Below are 14084 nucleotides of genomic sequence, written 5' to 3'. Positions count from 1 at the left end.
AGGGGATGCCAAAGTCCATAGACGACAAGCTGGTGCTGGCGATTTCTTCGCGAGCGTTGTTCGACCTGAGTGAAAGCCACAAGGTCTATCTGTCGAGTGGCGTCGAGGCCTATCGGCAATACCAGATCGAACACGAAGAGGAAATCCTCGAGCCCGGCGACGCCTTCCCGCTGGTGCAAAAACTCCTGAATCTCAATGCCCACCTCGGCCGCGCCCGGGTCGAGGTGATCCTGGTCTCGCGCAACAGCGCCGACACCGGCCTGCGTGTGTTCAACTCGATCCACCACTATGGGCTGGCGATTTCCCGCGCGGCGTTTGTCGGTGGACGCAGTCCTTACCCGTACCTCAAGGCCTTTGGCTGCGATCTGTTTCTTTCGACCCACGCCGAAGACGTGCGCAGTGCGCTGGACGAAGGGTTCGCCGCGGCGACCATCCTGTCCGGTGGCGCCAGCCGTGCAGCCAGCGACGAACTGCGCATCGCCTTCGACGGTGATGCCGTGCTGTTTTCCGACGAGTCCGAACGCGTCTACCAGGCCGGTGGCCTGGAAGCATTTCAGGCCAGCGAGCGCGAAGCGGCCCGGGAACCTTTGCGCGGGGGGCCGTTCAAGGGCTTCCTCGCCGCCCTCAATCTGTTGCAGCGCGAATTCCCGGATGACGCTTGCCCGATTCGCACGGCACTGGTCACGGCGCGCTCGGCGCCGGCCCATGAGCGGGTCATCCGTACGTTGCGCGAGTGGGATATTCGCCTGGATGAATCGCTGTTCCTCGGTGGCCTGACCAAGTCGGCCTTTCTTGAAGCCTTTGCCGCCGATGTGTTTTTCGACGATCAGGCCGGCCATTGCGAGTTGGCCCGCGAAGTGGTCGCCACCGGCCATGTGCCACATGGCATAAGCAACGAGCAAAAGGTTTAAGCCCGCCGTTCAACGTGTTACGCCAGACGTCGCACTCGCCAAGGCACTGCTAAGCTGAATCAATCTCCGCCATTGTCGGCACGTGAGGAGGTCATATGATTCGCTCGATGCTGTATGCCACTGACCTCGGGCTGTACGCACCCGTGGTGATGCAGCATGCCCTGGAACTGGCCCGAACATTCAATGCCGACCTGTATGTGGTGCACGCCGTGGAGCCCATGGGGCTGTTTGCCGAATCGGTGCTGCAGAGCTATCTCGACGAACAGGCGTTGAACGAATTCCACAGCCAGGGTCTTAACACGGTGATTGCCAGCATCGAGCAGCGGGTGCTCGACAATTTTCGCGAAGAGTTGGGAGACGAGGGGGAGCACGACCTTGAGCGGATCAAGGCGGTACGGGTGCTGCAGGGGGATCCATCGCAGGTGATTCTCGACCAGGCGCAGAAACTCTCGGTGGATTTACTGATCGTAGGAAGTCACAGCCATGGTGCGGGTGCGGAAACGCCTTTGGGCCGGACCGCAGCGCGTGTGTTGCAACTGGCCAAGGTACCGGTTTACCTGGTGCCGCTGGTGCAACGTCGTCGCCAAGGGGATCGCTAGAACACGAATAATGGCGTTTTGATAAAAAGTTCTAGATTTATTCTTCAAACCATTAATATAGTTATATACCGTCGCTGATGCCCGTGGCGTCTACCTGCTTTGAGGGATTCATATGAAGCTCCAACAATTGCGCTACATCTGGGAAGTGGCGCACCACGACCTCAACGTTTCCGCTACAGCCCAAAGTCTCTACACCTCTCAGCCGGGCATCAGCAAGCAGATCCGTTTGCTGGAAGACGAATTGGGCGTCGAAGTGTTCGCCCGCAGCGGCAAGCACCTGACCCGCGTGACCCCGGCCGGTGAGCGCATCATCACCACCGCTGGCGAGATCCTGCGCAAGGTCGAAAGCATCAAGCAGATTGCCCAGGAATTCTCCAACGAGAAGAAAGGCACCCTGTCGATCGCCACCACCCACACCCAGGCGCGCTACGCGTTGCCGCCGGTGATCAGCAATTTCATCAAGCAGTATCCGGACGTTGCCCTGCACATGCACCAGGGCTCGCCGATGCAGATCGCCGAGATGGCCGCTGACGGCACCGTGGATTTCGCCATTGCCACCGAAGCCCTCGAGCTGTTCGGCGACCTGGTGATGATGCCGTGCTATCGCTGGAATCGCTGTGTGGTCGTGCCCCAGGGACACCCGCTGACCAAGCTCTCGAAGCTGACCCTCGAAGCCCTGGCCGAATACCCGATCGTGACCTACGTGTTCGGTTTCACCGGCCGTTCCAAGCTCGACGAAGCCTTCAGCCACCGTGGCCTGACGCCCAAGGTAGTGTTCACCGCCGCGGATGCCGACGTGATCAAGACCTACGTGCGCCTGGGCCTGGGTGTGGGCATCGTGGCGAAAATGGCGGTCGATACCAAGCTCGACAACGACCTGGTGGTGCTCGATGCCAGCGAGTTGTTCGAATCCAGCGTGACCAAGATCGGTTTCCGTCGCGGCACCTTCCTGCGCGGTTTCATGTGCGACTTCATCGAGAAGTTCGCCCCGCACCTGACCCGCGAAGTCATGGCCAAGGCCATCCAGTGCCACAACAAGCAGGAGCTGGAAGAGCTGTTCGACGGCGTCGAGCTGCCGGTTCACTGATAGCGCGTCCTGCCACGCAGACAGGGCAGCCGGTCAAACCACCTCGGTGACAGCGAACTGTTGCCGAGCACCCGCCACCAGAATTTCCACCTCGTCACCTGCGAACTTGCCCAGCAGACTCTTGCCCAGCGGTGAGCGCGGGGTGATCACGGTAATCAGTTGCCCCACCAGGTCAACCTTCAGGCCCGCCGCATCCGGCGCCAGGAACAGCCATTGCTCGCGACCCTTTTCGTCTTCCAGGCCGAGCAGGGCACCGATCTCGATACCCCGTTGCTCATCATACGGACGCAGTGCCAGGTTCTGGCAAAGCGCCAGTGACTGGCGAATCTCCTCGACCCGCCTGGCCTGCCCGGCGGCCAGGTAAGACGCTTCCAGGCCCAGTGTGTCGTACTTGTTTTCGGCGATGTTTTCTTCGTGGGTCGCGGTTTCGTACGCGGTTTGCGCGGCGCGCTCGGCAATGTCGAGATCGACCCGCAGCTTGTCGAGAATCAGTTGGTGGACAGTGTGCTTATTCATGATCAATCGCAGAATTGCAGGACATTGGCGCGGCTTTTTTCGCTGGGTGCCGTCTGGTCCTGTTGCAACCAGAACTGGCATCGGGGGTTCGACAGGTTGCGGTTGCTGCCGCGCGCCTGGTCGAGTCGTTGTGCCTGCTCGTTCTTACGCAGGTTTTCTTCATACTGCTCGAACAAGGGGCTCTGTGCGGGAATGTCCGGTACCGGGCGTGTCACCGCCGGCGGTTTGACCGCTTGCTCCACCGCGGCGGCGACCGGTGCCAGTTGTTCGCTGAAAAACAGCCGGGATACCAGCCAGCCGGTCAACACGATGGCGATGAAACCCAGCCACAGGCCGAGGGCGATGCTGCCGGTCAGTTGCAGGGCGCTGAGGTGAATCGCAATGGGTCGGCGCGGAGTAGGGCGGTAGGGCATGGTTGCCTCCTGGCGAGGGGTCGCGGGCGAGTGCCGATTGTCGCACGAAGATTAATCGGCGTCGGCTCTTCTGCGCGGGCTGATTTATGCGGACAATTGGCACTTTTGCCAACGGGAGCCTGGAATGCCTGATAAGAAAACCCGCTGGGATATTTTTTGCACCGTGGTCGACAACTTTGGCGACATCGGCGTGACCTGGCGGCTGTCCCGGCAACTGGTGGCCGAGCACGGGGTGGAGGTTCGTTTGTGGGTCGACGACCTGCGTGCCTTCGAGCGCCTGTGCCCGCAGATCGACATTCACGCTGGCCGGCAATGGCAGCAGGGTGTCGAAGTGTGCCATTGGTCGGCCGATTGGCAACCGGTGGAGGCCGCCGATGTGGTGATCGCCGCGTTCGCCTGTCAGTTGCCAGGCGCCTACATGGATGCCATGGCCCTGCGGGAAAAGACGCCGCTGTGGATGAACCTCGACTACTTGAGCGCCGAGGACTGGGTGATCGGCTGCCACGGCTTGCCGTCGGTAAAATACAAACATGTGCAGAAGCACTTTTTCTTTCCCGGGTTCCACAAGGGGACGGGCGGCCTGCTGCGTGAGAACGGCTTGCTCGAACGGCGTCGGCAGTTCCAGCAGAGCCCCGAGGCTCAGCGAAGCTTCCTGCAAGGCCTGGGGGTCGACCGCGCGCCGGGTGCGCTGCTGATTTCGCTGTTTGCCTATGAAAACGCCGGGTTGGCCAGCTGGCTGGACACCTTGGCGAGCGACTCCACGCCCACTCATCTGCTGGTGCCGCAAGGGCGGATCCTGGGCGACGTCGAGCGTTGGCTGGGGGTGCAGGATCTGCACGCGGGGGCATTGCATGTGCGCGATGCCTTGACCGTACAGGTGCTGCCGTTCGTCCGACAGGACCAGTATGACCAGTTGCTGTGGTGCTGTGATTTCAACGCCGTACGCGGCGAAGATTCCTTTGTCCGTGCGCAATGGGCGGGGCGGCCCATGTTGTGGCACATCTATCAGCAGGAGGAAGATGTCCATCTGGACAAGCTCGAAGCCTTCCTCACGCTCTACACCAAGGACCTGGCGCCAGCGGCTGGCGAGGCGATCAGCGGTCTCTGGCGGGCCTGGAATGCCGGTGAGACAATGACCGACCACTGGCAATCAACCCGCAAACACTGGCCACAGCTACAAAATCACGCCGAGACGTGGTGTCTGGAACAGGCCTTGCACACCGATCTTGCCGCGGCGCTGGTACAGTTTTATGTAAATTGGATATGATACGCGGCCTAGATTTTTGTAAATCCCATCCAAATTCGGATATTCGCAATGAAAACTGGTAAAGAACTCAAACCCGGTACCGTGATCCGTATCGACAACGATCCTTGGCTGGTTCAGAAAGCTGAATTCACCAAGTCGGGCCGTAACAGCGCGATCATGAAGACCAAGCTGAAAAACCTGCTGACCGGCTACAAGACTGAAACCGTCTACAGCGCCGACGACAAGCTGGACGACGTGATCCTGGACCGTAAAGAAGCGACCCTGTCCTTCATCAGCGGTGACAGCTACACGTTCATGGACACCACTGACTACACCATGTACGAACTGAACGCCGAAGACATCGAAAGCGTTCTGCCGTTCATCGAAGAAGGCATGACCGACGTTTGCGAAGCCGTGTTCTTCGAAGGCCGTCTGGTTTCCGTAGAGCTGCCGACCACCATCGTGCGTCAGGTTGACTACACCGAAGGTTCCGCTCGCGGCGACACTTCCGGCAAGGTGATGAAGCCTGCCAAACTGAAGAACGGTACCGAGCTGTCGGTTGCTGACTTCATCGAAATCGGCGACATGATCGAGATCGATACCCGCGAAGGCGGTTCCTACAAAGGCCGTGCTAAATAAGCACTGCTTGAGGAATGAAAAAGCCCGACCATTGAGTCGGGCTTTTTTGTGCCTGTTGCAAAGGTGTTGACCGATGCGCGGCCGGTACACCCGATCCCTGTAGGAGCCCGGCTTGCCGGCGAAGGCGTCTTCAAGATCGCTTTCGCCGGCAAGCCGGGCTCCTACAAGTGGGGCGTGTTATTTCAAGTGTTCTTTCAGTTCTTGCGAAGCTTGAAGCATCGCCGACCGCACCGCCGGCACCTGGCTCACCACGTTGAGCAAGCCATAGTCGTGGATCATGCCGTTGTAGCGCACCGAGGTGACCGCCACACCGGCCTCGTCGAGTTTGCGGGCGTAGGCTTCACCTTCATCGCGCAGCACGTCGGCACTCGCCGTCTGCACCAGAGCAGGTGGCAGCCCCTTCAACTGAGCGGTGGTGGCCCGCAACGGCGAGGCGTAGATCTCGCTGCGCTGTTTGGCGTCAGTGGTGTAGTTGTCCCAGAACCACTTCATCATGTTGCGAGTCAGGAAGTGCCCTTCGGCATACTGGTTATAGGAACCGGTGTCGAAGTTGGCATCGGTCACCGGCCACAACAGGACCTGGAACTTGATTGCCGGTGTGCCTTTGTCTTTTGCCATCAGCGCGACCACTGCCGCCATGTTGCCGCCGACGCTGTTGCCGGCCACCGCCAGGCGCTTGCCGTCGACGTTGATCTCTTTGCCGTGCTCGGCCACCCATTGGGTCGCGGCATAGGCCTGGTTGATCGCCACCGGGTAGTGCGCTTCCGGCGAGGGGGTGTAGTTGACGAAAACCGCCGCCGCACCCGAGCCCGCCACCAGATCCCGAACCAGCCGCTCGTGGGTCGGGAAGTCGCCCAGGACCCAGCCGCCGCCGTGGAAGAACATGAACACCGGCAGCTCGCCCTTGACCCCGGCCGGCCGGACGATGGTCAGCTTCAGCGGTTGGCCATCGACCTGGATGGTCTTCTCGCTGACATCGGCTTTTGGCAGTGTCAGCTTCACCCCGGCTTGCGCGCCCACCAGCACGGCGCGGGCGTCTTTGGGCGTCATCTGTTCCATCGGTTTGCCGGTGCCGGCATTCAGTGCATCGAGGAACGCCTGGGTGTTGTGTTCAACGTCGCCGGCGAATGCACTGTGGACAGACAGGGCGAGAAGGGTACCGGTCAAGACTTTGCTGAAAGTGTTCATGTTCATTTCCTGTTCGGGCCTGGGTGGAAAGTGGCGTTAGACCGTTACGTGCAGACGTACTTCGACGTTGCCGCGGGTGGCATTGGAGTACGGGCAGACCTGGTGGGCAGCCTCGACCAGTGTTTGTGCGTCGGCTTGTTCAAGGCCCGGCAGGCTGATGTGCAAGTCGATGTCCAGGCCGAAGCCGCCAGGGATCTGGCCGATGCCGACATGGGCGGTGATCGACGCGTCATCCGGGATTTTGCGTTTGGTCTGGCTGGCGACGAATTTCAGCGCACCGATGAAGCAGGCGGAGTAGCCGGCGGCGAACAGTTGCTCAGGGTTGGTCGCCGCGCCACCGGCACCGCCGAGTTCTTTCGGGGTGGCGAGCTTGACGTCGAGAATGTTGTCGCTGGAGATCGCACGACCGTCGCGGCCACCGGTGGACGTTGCAATGGCGATGTAGAGAGTTTGCATGGTGAAAGCCTCGTTCGGGTTTGATTGGTTGCGCTAAATGTTTGCGCGCTAAGTAAGTGCGAGATGAATGTATCGCGCTAATAGTTAGTGCGCAAGATAATTTTTTGAAAAAATTTAGCGCAGGCGTAAAACGACTGTAGGAGTGAGCATGCTCGCGATCGCTGTGTCACATTCAACATCGAGGTTGACTGACACACCGCCATCGCGAGCAGGCTCACTCCTACAGGGGATTTTCGGTGGTTTGAAAATCAGAGGCTGTCTTGCAGATGCCGACGCAGTTCCTGCAGTTCCGCTTGAAGCTTTTGCAGTCGCTCCACGGTCATCCCGCTGGCGCCGAGGATGCATTGCGGAATGTCCCGGGCCTTGTCGCGCAGGGCGCGGCCCTGTTCGGTGAGCTCGACGATCACCACGCGCTCGTCCTCGCGGCTGCGGGTGCGGCTGAGCACGCCTTCGGCCTCCAGGCGCTTGAGCAGCGGCGTGAGCGAGCCGGGATCGGTCAGCAGGCGCGCGCTGATTTCACCTACGGTCAAACCGTCCTTCTCCCACAGCACCATCATCACCAGGTATTGCGGATAGGTCAGGCCCAGCGCCTGCAGCAAGGGTTTGTAGACCTTGGTCATCATCAGCGAAGTGGAATGCAGGGCGAAGCAGGCCTGGTTGTCCAGCAGCAGGTCGTCGCAGTTGTCCGGGGTGTCGCGCTTGGTGGTCATTGGGAAGCCTTGATCAGTGATCTGCATGAATCTAGCGGGCAAATCTTTAACGCGCCAGGCAATTCTGGGCTAGTGCCGGCCCAGATGGGTTTGCAGCACCAGGTCCCACGGCGGAATCGGGCTGAAACGGGTTTTCAGGTATTCCAGCAGCAGGCGACTGCGGGAGTTGGGTTGCTGCTGCAGGCGCAAGGCATAGATCCCGGTGCTTTCCGGATTCGGCAGGCCCTTTTCGCAGAACAAGGGCAGCAGTTCACCGCGCAACAGGTACTCGCTGGCCAGCCAGGTCGGCAAGTGGGCGATGCCCAGGCCGGCCAGTGCGCCGAATACCAGCGCTTCGGCATTGTTGGCGCTCATGCGCACGCGCGACGGCCGATGCAGTTGCATCTGGCCGTCCCGTTCGAAGCGCCAGGCGAAGGGAGGGGCCAGGCCGGCCCAGTCCAGGCCGTCATGTTCGACCAGCTGCGCCGGATCATTCGGCACGCCGCGGCGTTGCAAGTAGGCGGGGCTGGCGCAGGCGATGCGCACCATGCTCGCCAGCGGCGTGGCGACCAACCGGGTATCGGCCAATTGCCCGGCGCGCAAGACCAGATCGACCTTGCCCAGGTTCAAGCCCTGCATGTCGACAAAGCTGTCGATCAACTGCAATTGCACGTCGAGGCCGGGATAGAGCAGCAGGAAATCGGCGATCACCGGTGCCAGGTGGCGCCGCCCGAATGCGGCCGGTGCATCGATACGAATCAGGCCTTCCGGCGCACTGCTCAGGGACACCGCTTCGGCCCGGGCCAGGCGCAATTCGGCGACGATCCTGCGTGCGCGTTCGGCAAACGCCAGCCCCGCCGGCGTCGCGCGCACCGCATGGGTACTGCGAATGAACAATTGGCTGCCGACGGCGCCTTCCAGGCTGTCAATGCGCCGCGCCACGGCCGAAGGTGTCAGTGGATGCCGGCGTGACGCCGCGGAAAAACTGCCGGTTTCCAGCACGTCGAGAAACAGGCCCAGTTGCTCGGTCAATTGGTTGGGATTCATGTGTGGTTCGATGCTTGTGCGAGTTTGGCATAGCCATTGTGCGTTGCTGTGCGTTTCCACGCCAGAAGCAGTTGCGTAGGATGAATCGCCTGACGTTTGGGAGAGATGCACCGTGATTGAGTTTGTGTTGTACCTGGTTTTCGGCGCCGCCCTGGGAACCCTCGGCGGCCTGTTTGGCATCGGCGGGGGATTGATCGCCATTCCGTTGCTGGGCGTGTTGTGCGGTCTCGATCAGCAGATTGCCCAAGGTACGGCATTGGTGATGGTGGTGCCGAACGTGATGCTGGCGCTGTGGCGCTACCACCAGCGCAACAGGATCGAGTTGCGTCACGCGCTGCCGCTGGCCTCGATGGGCTTTTGCTTCGCCTGGCTCGGATCGATCTGGGCGGTGGGCATCGATGCGCAAAGCATGCGTATCGGTTTTATCGCGTTCCTGATCGCGCTTTGTGCCTACAACCTGATGCGGATGTTCTTTGCCAGCGCATCGCCTTCGGCGCAGATGAATCATTCATGGCCATGGCTGGGCGTGCTCGGTGCGGCATCCGGCACCATGGGCGGCCTGTTTGGCGTGGGCGGGGCCGTGGTGGCGACACCGGTGCTGACCAGCGTGTTCGGCACTACCCAGGTGGTTGCCCAAGGCCTGTCCCTGGCACTGGCGCTGCCAAGCACCGGCGTCACGCTGGTCACCTATGGGGTGCATCACCAGGTGAACTGGATGATCGGTGTGCCACTGGCGATCGGCGGGCTGATGAGTATCAGTTGGGGCGTGAAGATCGCCCACAGCCTGCCGGAGCGCCTGCTGCGCGCCCTGTTTTGCGGCTTCCTGCTGTGCTGTGCGGTGATGCTTGCGTTTAAAGCTTGAAGCCTTCGACGATATGCTCGGCCAGGCACTCGGTGATCGGTGACGGATTGTGCAGGTTGCGCACCAGCATGATGCTGGCCTCGGGCAGCACGGGCAGATCCTCGGCTTCACCGAGGATGCGCATGTCCGCGGTGATCAGGCTTTCAAGTTGCGCGGTGACAGCCAGGCCGGCGCTGACCACCGCCATGATCGCCGATAGGCTGTCGCTGTTATACGCCACGCGATAATCGCGCCCTTGGGCATCAAGGGCGTTGCAGGCCCACATCCGGCAGAAGCAATCACTGTTGAACATCGCCAGGGGCAGCGGCGTCTGCTCGTGGGCGCTGTAGCATTGCGCCTCGGCCCAGACAAAACGTTCCTTGCGCAACAACTGGCCGATTTCGCTGCCCGGCTCACGGGTGACGATGGACAGGTCGAGGTCCTGGCGCATCAGCAGTTGTTTTGATGATTCGCAGTGCACTTCGATCTGGATCAGCGGGTAGGACTGGGCAAACTGGCGCAGGATCCCCGGCAAAAAACGCATCACGTAGTCATCCGGGGTGCCGATGCGTACCGTGCCGACCATGTGCGGTTCGCGCAGGGTGTTGAACACCTCGCTGTGCAGCTTGAGGATGCGCCGCGCATAACCCAGCAGCACCTGGCCTTCAGCCGTCAGCCGCACCTGGCGTCCGTCACGCTGGAACAATTGGCGCTGCAGCACATCTTCTTCCAGCCGCTTCATCTGCATGCTGACGGCTGACTGGGTGCGATGGACCAATTCACCGGCGCGGGTGAAACCACCCTGGTCGGCGATGGCGACGAAGGTGCGCAGCACTTCGGTATCGATACTCGGGTAGGCCGACATGCATCAATCTCCGAGATGGTTACCATCAGAAACATTCGTTGGATTGATCTTAGTCCTGGGCAGAGACTTGAGCCATCCAAACGGAGGGCAACAAGATGAAAGGTCAACATGAAATTCACGGCACTGAAAAACATTCGGTTCACCTGATTTCCGATCTGTTGCACAAGGTCGGTCGCTGGTACGAGCTGCACCGTGAGCGCGAACTGCTGGCGAGCATGAGTGATGAGGCGTTGAAGGACATCGGCTTGAGTCGTGCCGACGTCGCGCATGAAGCTGATCTGCACTTTTGGCAAGACCCGATGGGCAACGGAAAGTAGGCTCGGCGACCCATGGAAATGTCCTGTGACTACCCCGTCATCCCGGCTAAAGCCCGGGCTGATGGGGTAGGCGTACTTCCGAAACAGATGGTCATAGAGCTTTGCTGGAGCCTGTTTGCGAACGGGCTGAAGATCCGCTCCCCAACATTGAGGAGTGGTGTCATGGAACGACAAGGCATTGAAGGGCGAGGCGTAGGGCATGGTGTGCGCGATGCACTGCACCAGCTCCGGCAGCCCGTCCGGGCAGCGATTACGCAATTGCAGCGCTGGCGCCAACTGAGCAGGGACCGAACCGAACTGTCGCGATTGAGCGACGAGCGTTTGCGCGATATTGGCTTGAGTCGAGCCGATGTCCTGCGGGAGTCAGCGCGCCCGTTCTGGGATGATCCATTCAAGCGATGAAGCGTTGGCATTGGCGTTTTTCCCGCCTGCCGCTAAGGTGGGGAGAGCCTTGCCGATGAGTCTCCAGATGCCTGCATCCCTGTCTTTTTCCTTGAAGCAAGCCAGACGCCTGGTCCTGACCGCCCAGGGTTTTGTCGGGCGCCAGCCATCAGTGCCGGTGAAACGTGCCGCTATCAACCGATTGATCGAGCGACTGGGCATTTTGCAGATCGACTCGGTCAACGCACTGGTGCGTTCGCACTACCTGCCGCTGTTTTCCCGGCTTGGCCAGTATTCTGCCGACTTGCTCGACCAGGCCGCCTGGAGCCAGGGGCGCCAGCGTACCCTGTTCGAATACTGGGGACATGAAGCGTCCTTGCTGCCCTTGTCGATGTACCCGTTGATGCGCTGGCGCATGCAGCGGGCAAGCCGTGGCGAAGACATCTATCAACAATTGGCGCGTTTTGGTCGTGAGCAGCAGGACACGGTTCGCCGGGTGCTGGCCTGCGTCCAGGAGCAGGGCGCATTGGGCGCTGGCAGCCTGTCGACTCGCCAGGAGCGGGCCGGGCCCTGGTGGGACTGGAGTGCGGAAAAGCATGCGCTGGAATGGCTGTTCGCCACCGGTGAAGTGACAGTGGCCGGCAGGCGTGGGTTCGAGCGGCTTTATGACCTGCCGGAGCGGGTCATCCCTTCGGCGATCCTGGCGCAACCGCGGCTCAATGAGGCTGAGGCCCAGCGCGGGCTGATACGGCATGCCGCGTCAGCCTTGGGCGTGGGCACCGAGAAAGACCTGCGTGACTATTTTCGTTTAAGCCCAGCGGACAGTCGTCCGCGCCTGGCGGAATTGGTCGAGGCCGGTGAGTTGCTCTGCTGTGAAGTGGAGGGTTGGCGGCAACCTGCCTATTGCCTGCCTGAGCCAAAGGTGCGGCGCAAGGTCCAGGCCAGCGCGTTGCTTTCACCGTTCGACTCGCTGATCTGGGAGCGCAGCCGTACCGAGCGGCTGTTTGATTTTCGCTATCGGCTGGAGATCTACACGCCGCCGGGTAAGCGGGTCTATGGCTATTACGTCCTGCCTTTCTTGCACAATGAGCGAATTGCCGCGCGGGTCGACCTGCGTGCCGAGCGGGCTGCCGGGCGGCTGGCGGTGCATGCGGTGCATGAAGAGGAAGCGGGATTGGATGACGAGGGGATGTTGGCGCTGGCGCTTAATCTGCGGCAGATGGCGGATTGGCTGGGGCTGGCGCGGGTCCAGTTGAATTGCCCGCGGGCGAGTGCGGCAAGGTTGCGGGTGGCACTGGCACAGATAGAGGGTGACTGATCTGGCCTAATCGCCAGCAGGCTGGCTCCCACACTGGATCTGTGTCCTGCACAAATCCCATGTGGGAGCCAGCCTGCTGGCGATAGCGGTACATCAGGCGATCAAAACTACCGCCGGACTTGCTTGAGGGTTTCAGCAATCAGGAAGGCCAGTTCCAGCGACTGATCGGCATTCATTCGCGGGTCGCAATGTGTGTGGTAGCGATCCGACAAGCCGTCCTCGGTGATCGGCCGCGCACCGCCGATGCACTCGGTGACGTTCTGCCCGGTCATCTCGATGTGGATGCCGCCCGCGTAACTGCCTTCAGCTTCGTGGACCTGGAAGAACTGCTTCACTTCGCCAAGAATCTGTGCAAAGTCGCGGGTCTTGTAGCCGCTGCTGGCCTTGATGGTATTGCCGTGCATCGGATCGGAACTCCAGAGCACTTGCTTGCCTTCACGCTGCACGGCGCGGATCAGTTGCGGCAAATGGTCGCCGACCTTGTTCGCGCCCATGCGTGCGATCAAGTTCAGGCGACCCGGATCGTTCTCGGGGTTGAGCACGTCGATCAGGCGGATCAGGTCTTCGGGGTTCATGCTCGGACCGACCTTGACCCCGATCGGATTGTTCACCCCGCGCAGGAATTCGACATGCGCGCCATCAAGCTGACGGGTGCGGTCGCCGATCCACAGCATGTGGGCCGAACAGTCGTAATAGTCGTTGGTCAGGCTGTCGCGACGGACGAAGGCTTCCTCATAATTGAGCAGTAGCGCTTCGTGGGCGGTAAAGAAGCTGGTTTCACGCAGTTGCGGCGAGCTGTCCATGCCGCAGGCGCGCATGAAGGCCAGGGTTTCATCGATGCGGTCGGCCAGGTGGCTGTATTTTTCCGCCAGGGCCGAGTTGGCGATGAAGTCCAGGTTCCACTTGTGCACCTGGTGCAGGTCGGCAAACCCGCCCTGGGCGAAGGCGCGCAGCAGGTTCAGGGTGGCGGTGGACTGGTGGTACGACTGTAGCAGGCGTTCCGGGTCCGGCACGCGGCTTTTTTCATCGAAGCCGATGCCGTTGACGATATCACCACGGTAGGCCGGCAGTGTCACGCCGTCGATGGTCTCGTCGTTGGCCGAGCGAGGTTTGGCGAACTGTCCGGCCATGCGCCCGACCTTGACCACCGGGCATCCAGCGGCGAATGTCATGACAATGGCCATTTGCAGCAGCACTTTGAAGGTGTCGCGGATTTTCGCGGCGGAAAACTCGGCGAAACTTTCGGCGCAGTCGCCGCCCTGCAGCAAAAACGCTCGTCCCTGGGTCACTTCGGCAAACTGACGGCGCAATTCCCGGGCTTCCCCGGCAAACACCAGCGGCGGGTAGCTGGCCAGGGTCTGCTCGACGTGCTGCAGATGCGCCGCGTCGGGGTATTGGGGTTGTTGCTGGATCGGCAGGGCGCGCCAGCTGTCAGGGCTCCAGGGTTGGCTCATCATGATCTCTAGTGTTTTACGCTCGGACGTCCATGTTATCAGCAATTAGTGCGTGACCTGTTCCCGTCGATTCGCGGACAATCGCGCCTTTGCCGCTTCCGCTGCGGTTTATCGCGT

Annotated in this window: 17 protein-coding genes; 9 read left to right on the top strand and 8 right to left on the bottom strand. The window is 60.9% G+C overall.

Annotated features, from left to right (window positions below):
• The first annotated feature begins 5 nt into the window (after positions 1–5).
• The 3 genes from HFK74_RS10770 (at position 6) to cysB (ending at position 2597) form a co-directional block, all read left to right on the top strand.
• A complete protein-coding gene (locus tag HFK74_RS10770; RefSeq protein ID WP_180203489.1) occupies positions 6–911 on the top strand; it encodes a 5'-nucleotidase in 906 nt (301 codons plus the stop codon).
• Between the two features lie 95 nt (positions 912–1006).
• A complete protein-coding gene (locus HFK74_RS10765; protein WP_180203488.1) occupies positions 1007–1510 on the top strand; it encodes a universal stress protein in 504 nt (167 codons plus the stop codon).
• Positions 1511–1622: 112 nt separating this feature from the next.
• On the top strand, positions 1623–2597 hold the full coding sequence (gene cysB / locus HFK74_RS10760; protein ID WP_008057010.1) for an HTH-type transcriptional regulator CysB: 975 nt from the start codon (positions 1623–1625) through the stop codon (positions 2595–2597).
• Between the two features lie 33 nt (positions 2598–2630).
• On the opposite strand, the gene HFK74_RS10755 is transcribed toward cysB, so the two are convergent.
• Positions 2631–3113: a GreA/GreB family elongation factor gene (locus tag HFK74_RS10755; RefSeq protein WP_180203487.1), complete on the bottom strand. Its 483-nt coding sequence runs from the start codon at positions 3111–3113 to the stop codon at positions 2631–2633.
• Between the two features lie 2 nt (positions 3114–3115).
• Positions 3116–3526, bottom strand: a complete 411-nt coding sequence (locus HFK74_RS10750) for a hypothetical protein (RefSeq protein ID WP_180203486.1) — start codon at positions 3524–3526, stop codon at positions 3116–3118.
• 124 nt (positions 3527–3650) lie between these two features.
• Here HFK74_RS10750 and earP point away from each other — a divergent pair, with 124 nt between their 5' ends.
• Both earP and efp read left to right on the top strand, forming a co-directional pair.
• Positions 3651–4793, top strand: coding sequence for an elongation factor P maturation arginine rhamnosyltransferase EarP (earP, locus tag HFK74_RS10745; protein WP_180203485.1), 1143 nt, complete (start codon positions 3651–3653; stop codon positions 4791–4793).
• Between the two features lie 48 nt (positions 4794–4841).
• Positions 4842–5411: an elongation factor P gene (efp, locus tag HFK74_RS10740; protein ID WP_008057003.1), complete on the top strand. Its 570-nt coding sequence runs from the start codon at positions 4842–4844 to the stop codon at positions 5409–5411.
• Positions 5412–5588: 177 nt separating this feature from the next.
• On the opposite strand, the gene HFK74_RS10735 is transcribed toward efp, so the two are convergent.
• From HFK74_RS10735 to HFK74_RS10720, 4 genes are all read right to left on the bottom strand, one after another.
• On the bottom strand, positions 5589–6599 hold the full coding sequence (locus tag HFK74_RS10735) for an alpha/beta hydrolase (RefSeq protein WP_180203484.1): 1011 nt from the start codon (positions 6597–6599) through the stop codon (positions 5589–5591).
• A 36-nt stretch (positions 6600–6635) separates the two neighbouring features.
• The gene (locus tag HFK74_RS10730; RefSeq protein WP_180203483.1) at positions 6636–7055 is read right to left on the bottom strand and encodes an organic hydroperoxide resistance protein; all 420 of its coding nucleotides are present in this window, start codon (positions 7053–7055) and stop codon (positions 6636–6638) included.
• A gap of 248 nt (positions 7056–7303) precedes the next feature.
• Complete coding sequence (locus tag HFK74_RS10725; RefSeq protein WP_180203482.1) at positions 7304–7765, bottom strand: MarR family winged helix-turn-helix transcriptional regulator; 462 nt, start codon at positions 7763–7765, stop codon at positions 7304–7306.
• Positions 7766–7834: 69 nt separating this feature from the next.
• Complete coding sequence (locus HFK74_RS10720; RefSeq protein WP_180203481.1) at positions 7835–8791, bottom strand: LysR family transcriptional regulator; 957 nt, start codon at positions 8789–8791, stop codon at positions 7835–7837.
• A 112-nt stretch (positions 8792–8903) separates the two neighbouring features.
• Here HFK74_RS10720 and HFK74_RS10715 point away from each other — a divergent pair, with 112 nt between their 5' ends.
• Positions 8904–9653, top strand: coding sequence for a sulfite exporter TauE/SafE family protein (locus HFK74_RS10715; RefSeq protein WP_180203480.1), 750 nt, complete (start codon positions 8904–8906; stop codon positions 9651–9653).
• Here the strand turns inward: HFK74_RS10715 and HFK74_RS10710 are convergent.
• Positions 9643–10497: a LysR substrate-binding domain-containing protein gene (locus HFK74_RS10710; protein ID WP_180203479.1), complete on the bottom strand. Its 855-nt coding sequence runs from the start codon at positions 10495–10497 to the stop codon at positions 9643–9645. The genes HFK74_RS10715 and HFK74_RS10710 overlap by 11 nt on opposite strands.
• Before the next feature lie 95 nt (positions 10498–10592).
• Here HFK74_RS10710 and HFK74_RS10705 point away from each other — a divergent pair, with 95 nt between their 5' ends.
• The 3 genes from HFK74_RS10705 to HFK74_RS10695 all read left to right on the top strand — a co-directional run bounded on the left by HFK74_RS10705 (position 10593) and on the right by HFK74_RS10695 (position 12513).
• Entirely contained in the window at positions 10593–10814 is a 222-nt protein-coding gene (locus HFK74_RS10705; protein ID WP_180203478.1) for a DUF1127 domain-containing protein, read from the top strand.
• 162 nt (positions 10815–10976) lie between these two features.
• Entirely contained in the window at positions 10977–11216 is a 240-nt protein-coding gene (locus HFK74_RS10700) for a DUF1127 domain-containing protein (protein WP_180203477.1), read from the top strand.
• Positions 11217–11283: 67 nt separating this feature from the next.
• The gene (locus HFK74_RS10695) at positions 11284–12513 is read left to right on the top strand and encodes a winged helix-turn-helix domain-containing protein (RefSeq protein ID WP_180203476.1); all 1230 of its coding nucleotides are present in this window, start codon (positions 11284–11286) and stop codon (positions 12511–12513) included.
• Positions 12514–12620: 107 nt separating this feature from the next.
• On the opposite strand, the gene HFK74_RS10690 is transcribed toward HFK74_RS10695, so the two are convergent.
• Complete coding sequence (locus HFK74_RS10690) at positions 12621–13967, bottom strand: class II 3-deoxy-7-phosphoheptulonate synthase (protein ID WP_180203475.1); 1347 nt, start codon at positions 13965–13967, stop codon at positions 12621–12623.
• Between the last annotated feature and the right edge of the window lie 117 nt (positions 13968–14084).

Source organism: Pseudomonas sp. SbOxS1, from assembly GCF_013416725.1.
Taxonomy (GTDB): domain Bacteria; phylum Pseudomonadota; class Gammaproteobacteria; order Pseudomonadales; family Pseudomonadaceae; genus Aquipseudomonas.
Note: the sequence above shows the minus strand (reverse complement) of the source record. Positions and strands in the feature narration are given on the sequence as shown.

Bases quoted from the DNA above. Each gene is read 5' to 3' on its own strand.
- earP (WP_180203485.1), top strand. From the start codon at position 3,651: ATGCCTGATAAGAAAACCCGCTGGGATATTTTTTGCACCGTGGTCGAC.
- HFK74_RS10750 (WP_180203486.1), bottom strand. From the start codon at position 3,526: ATGCCCTACCGCCCTACTCCGCGCCGACCCATTGCGATTCACCTCAGC.
- HFK74_RS10725 (WP_180203482.1), bottom strand. From the start codon at position 7,765: ATGACCACCAAGCGCGACACCCCGGACAACTGCGACGACCTGCTGCTG.
- HFK74_RS10720 (WP_180203481.1), bottom strand. From the start codon at position 8,791: ATGAATCCCAACCAATTGACCGAGCAACTGGGCCTGTTTCTCGACGTG.
- HFK74_RS10700 (WP_180203477.1), top strand. From the start codon at position 10,977: ATGGAACGACAAGGCATTGAAGGGCGAGGCGTAGGGCATGGTGTGCGC.
- HFK74_RS10735 (WP_180203484.1), bottom strand. From the start codon at position 6,599: ATGAACACTTTCAGCAAAGTCTTGACCGGTACCCTTCTCGCCCTGTCT.
- HFK74_RS10710 (WP_180203479.1), bottom strand. From the start codon at position 10,497: ATGTCGGCCTACCCGAGTATCGATACCGAAGTGCTGCGCACCTTCGTC.
- HFK74_RS10730 (WP_180203483.1), bottom strand. From the start codon at position 7,055: ATGCAAACTCTCTACATCGCCATTGCAACGTCCACCGGTGGCCGCGAC.
- efp (WP_008057003.1), top strand. From the start codon at position 4,842: ATGAAAACTGGTAAAGAACTCAAACCCGGTACCGTGATCCGTATCGAC.
- HFK74_RS10690 (WP_180203475.1), bottom strand. From the start codon at position 13,967: ATGAGCCAACCCTGGAGCCCTGACAGCTGGCGCGCCCTGCCGATCCAG.
- cysB (WP_008057010.1), top strand. From the start codon at position 1,623: ATGAAGCTCCAACAATTGCGCTACATCTGGGAAGTGGCGCACCACGAC.
- HFK74_RS10705 (WP_180203478.1), top strand. From the start codon at position 10,593: ATGAAAGGTCAACATGAAATTCACGGCACTGAAAAACATTCGGTTCAC.
- HFK74_RS10695 (WP_180203476.1), top strand. From the start codon at position 11,284: ATGCCTGCATCCCTGTCTTTTTCCTTGAAGCAAGCCAGACGCCTGGTC.
- HFK74_RS10770 (WP_180203489.1), top strand. From the start codon at position 6: ATGCCAAAGTCCATAGACGACAAGCTGGTGCTGGCGATTTCTTCGCGA.
- HFK74_RS10765 (WP_180203488.1), top strand. From the start codon at position 1,007: ATGATTCGCTCGATGCTGTATGCCACTGACCTCGGGCTGTACGCACCC.
- HFK74_RS10755 (WP_180203487.1), bottom strand. From the start codon at position 3,113: ATGAATAAGCACACTGTCCACCAACTGATTCTCGACAAGCTGCGGGTC.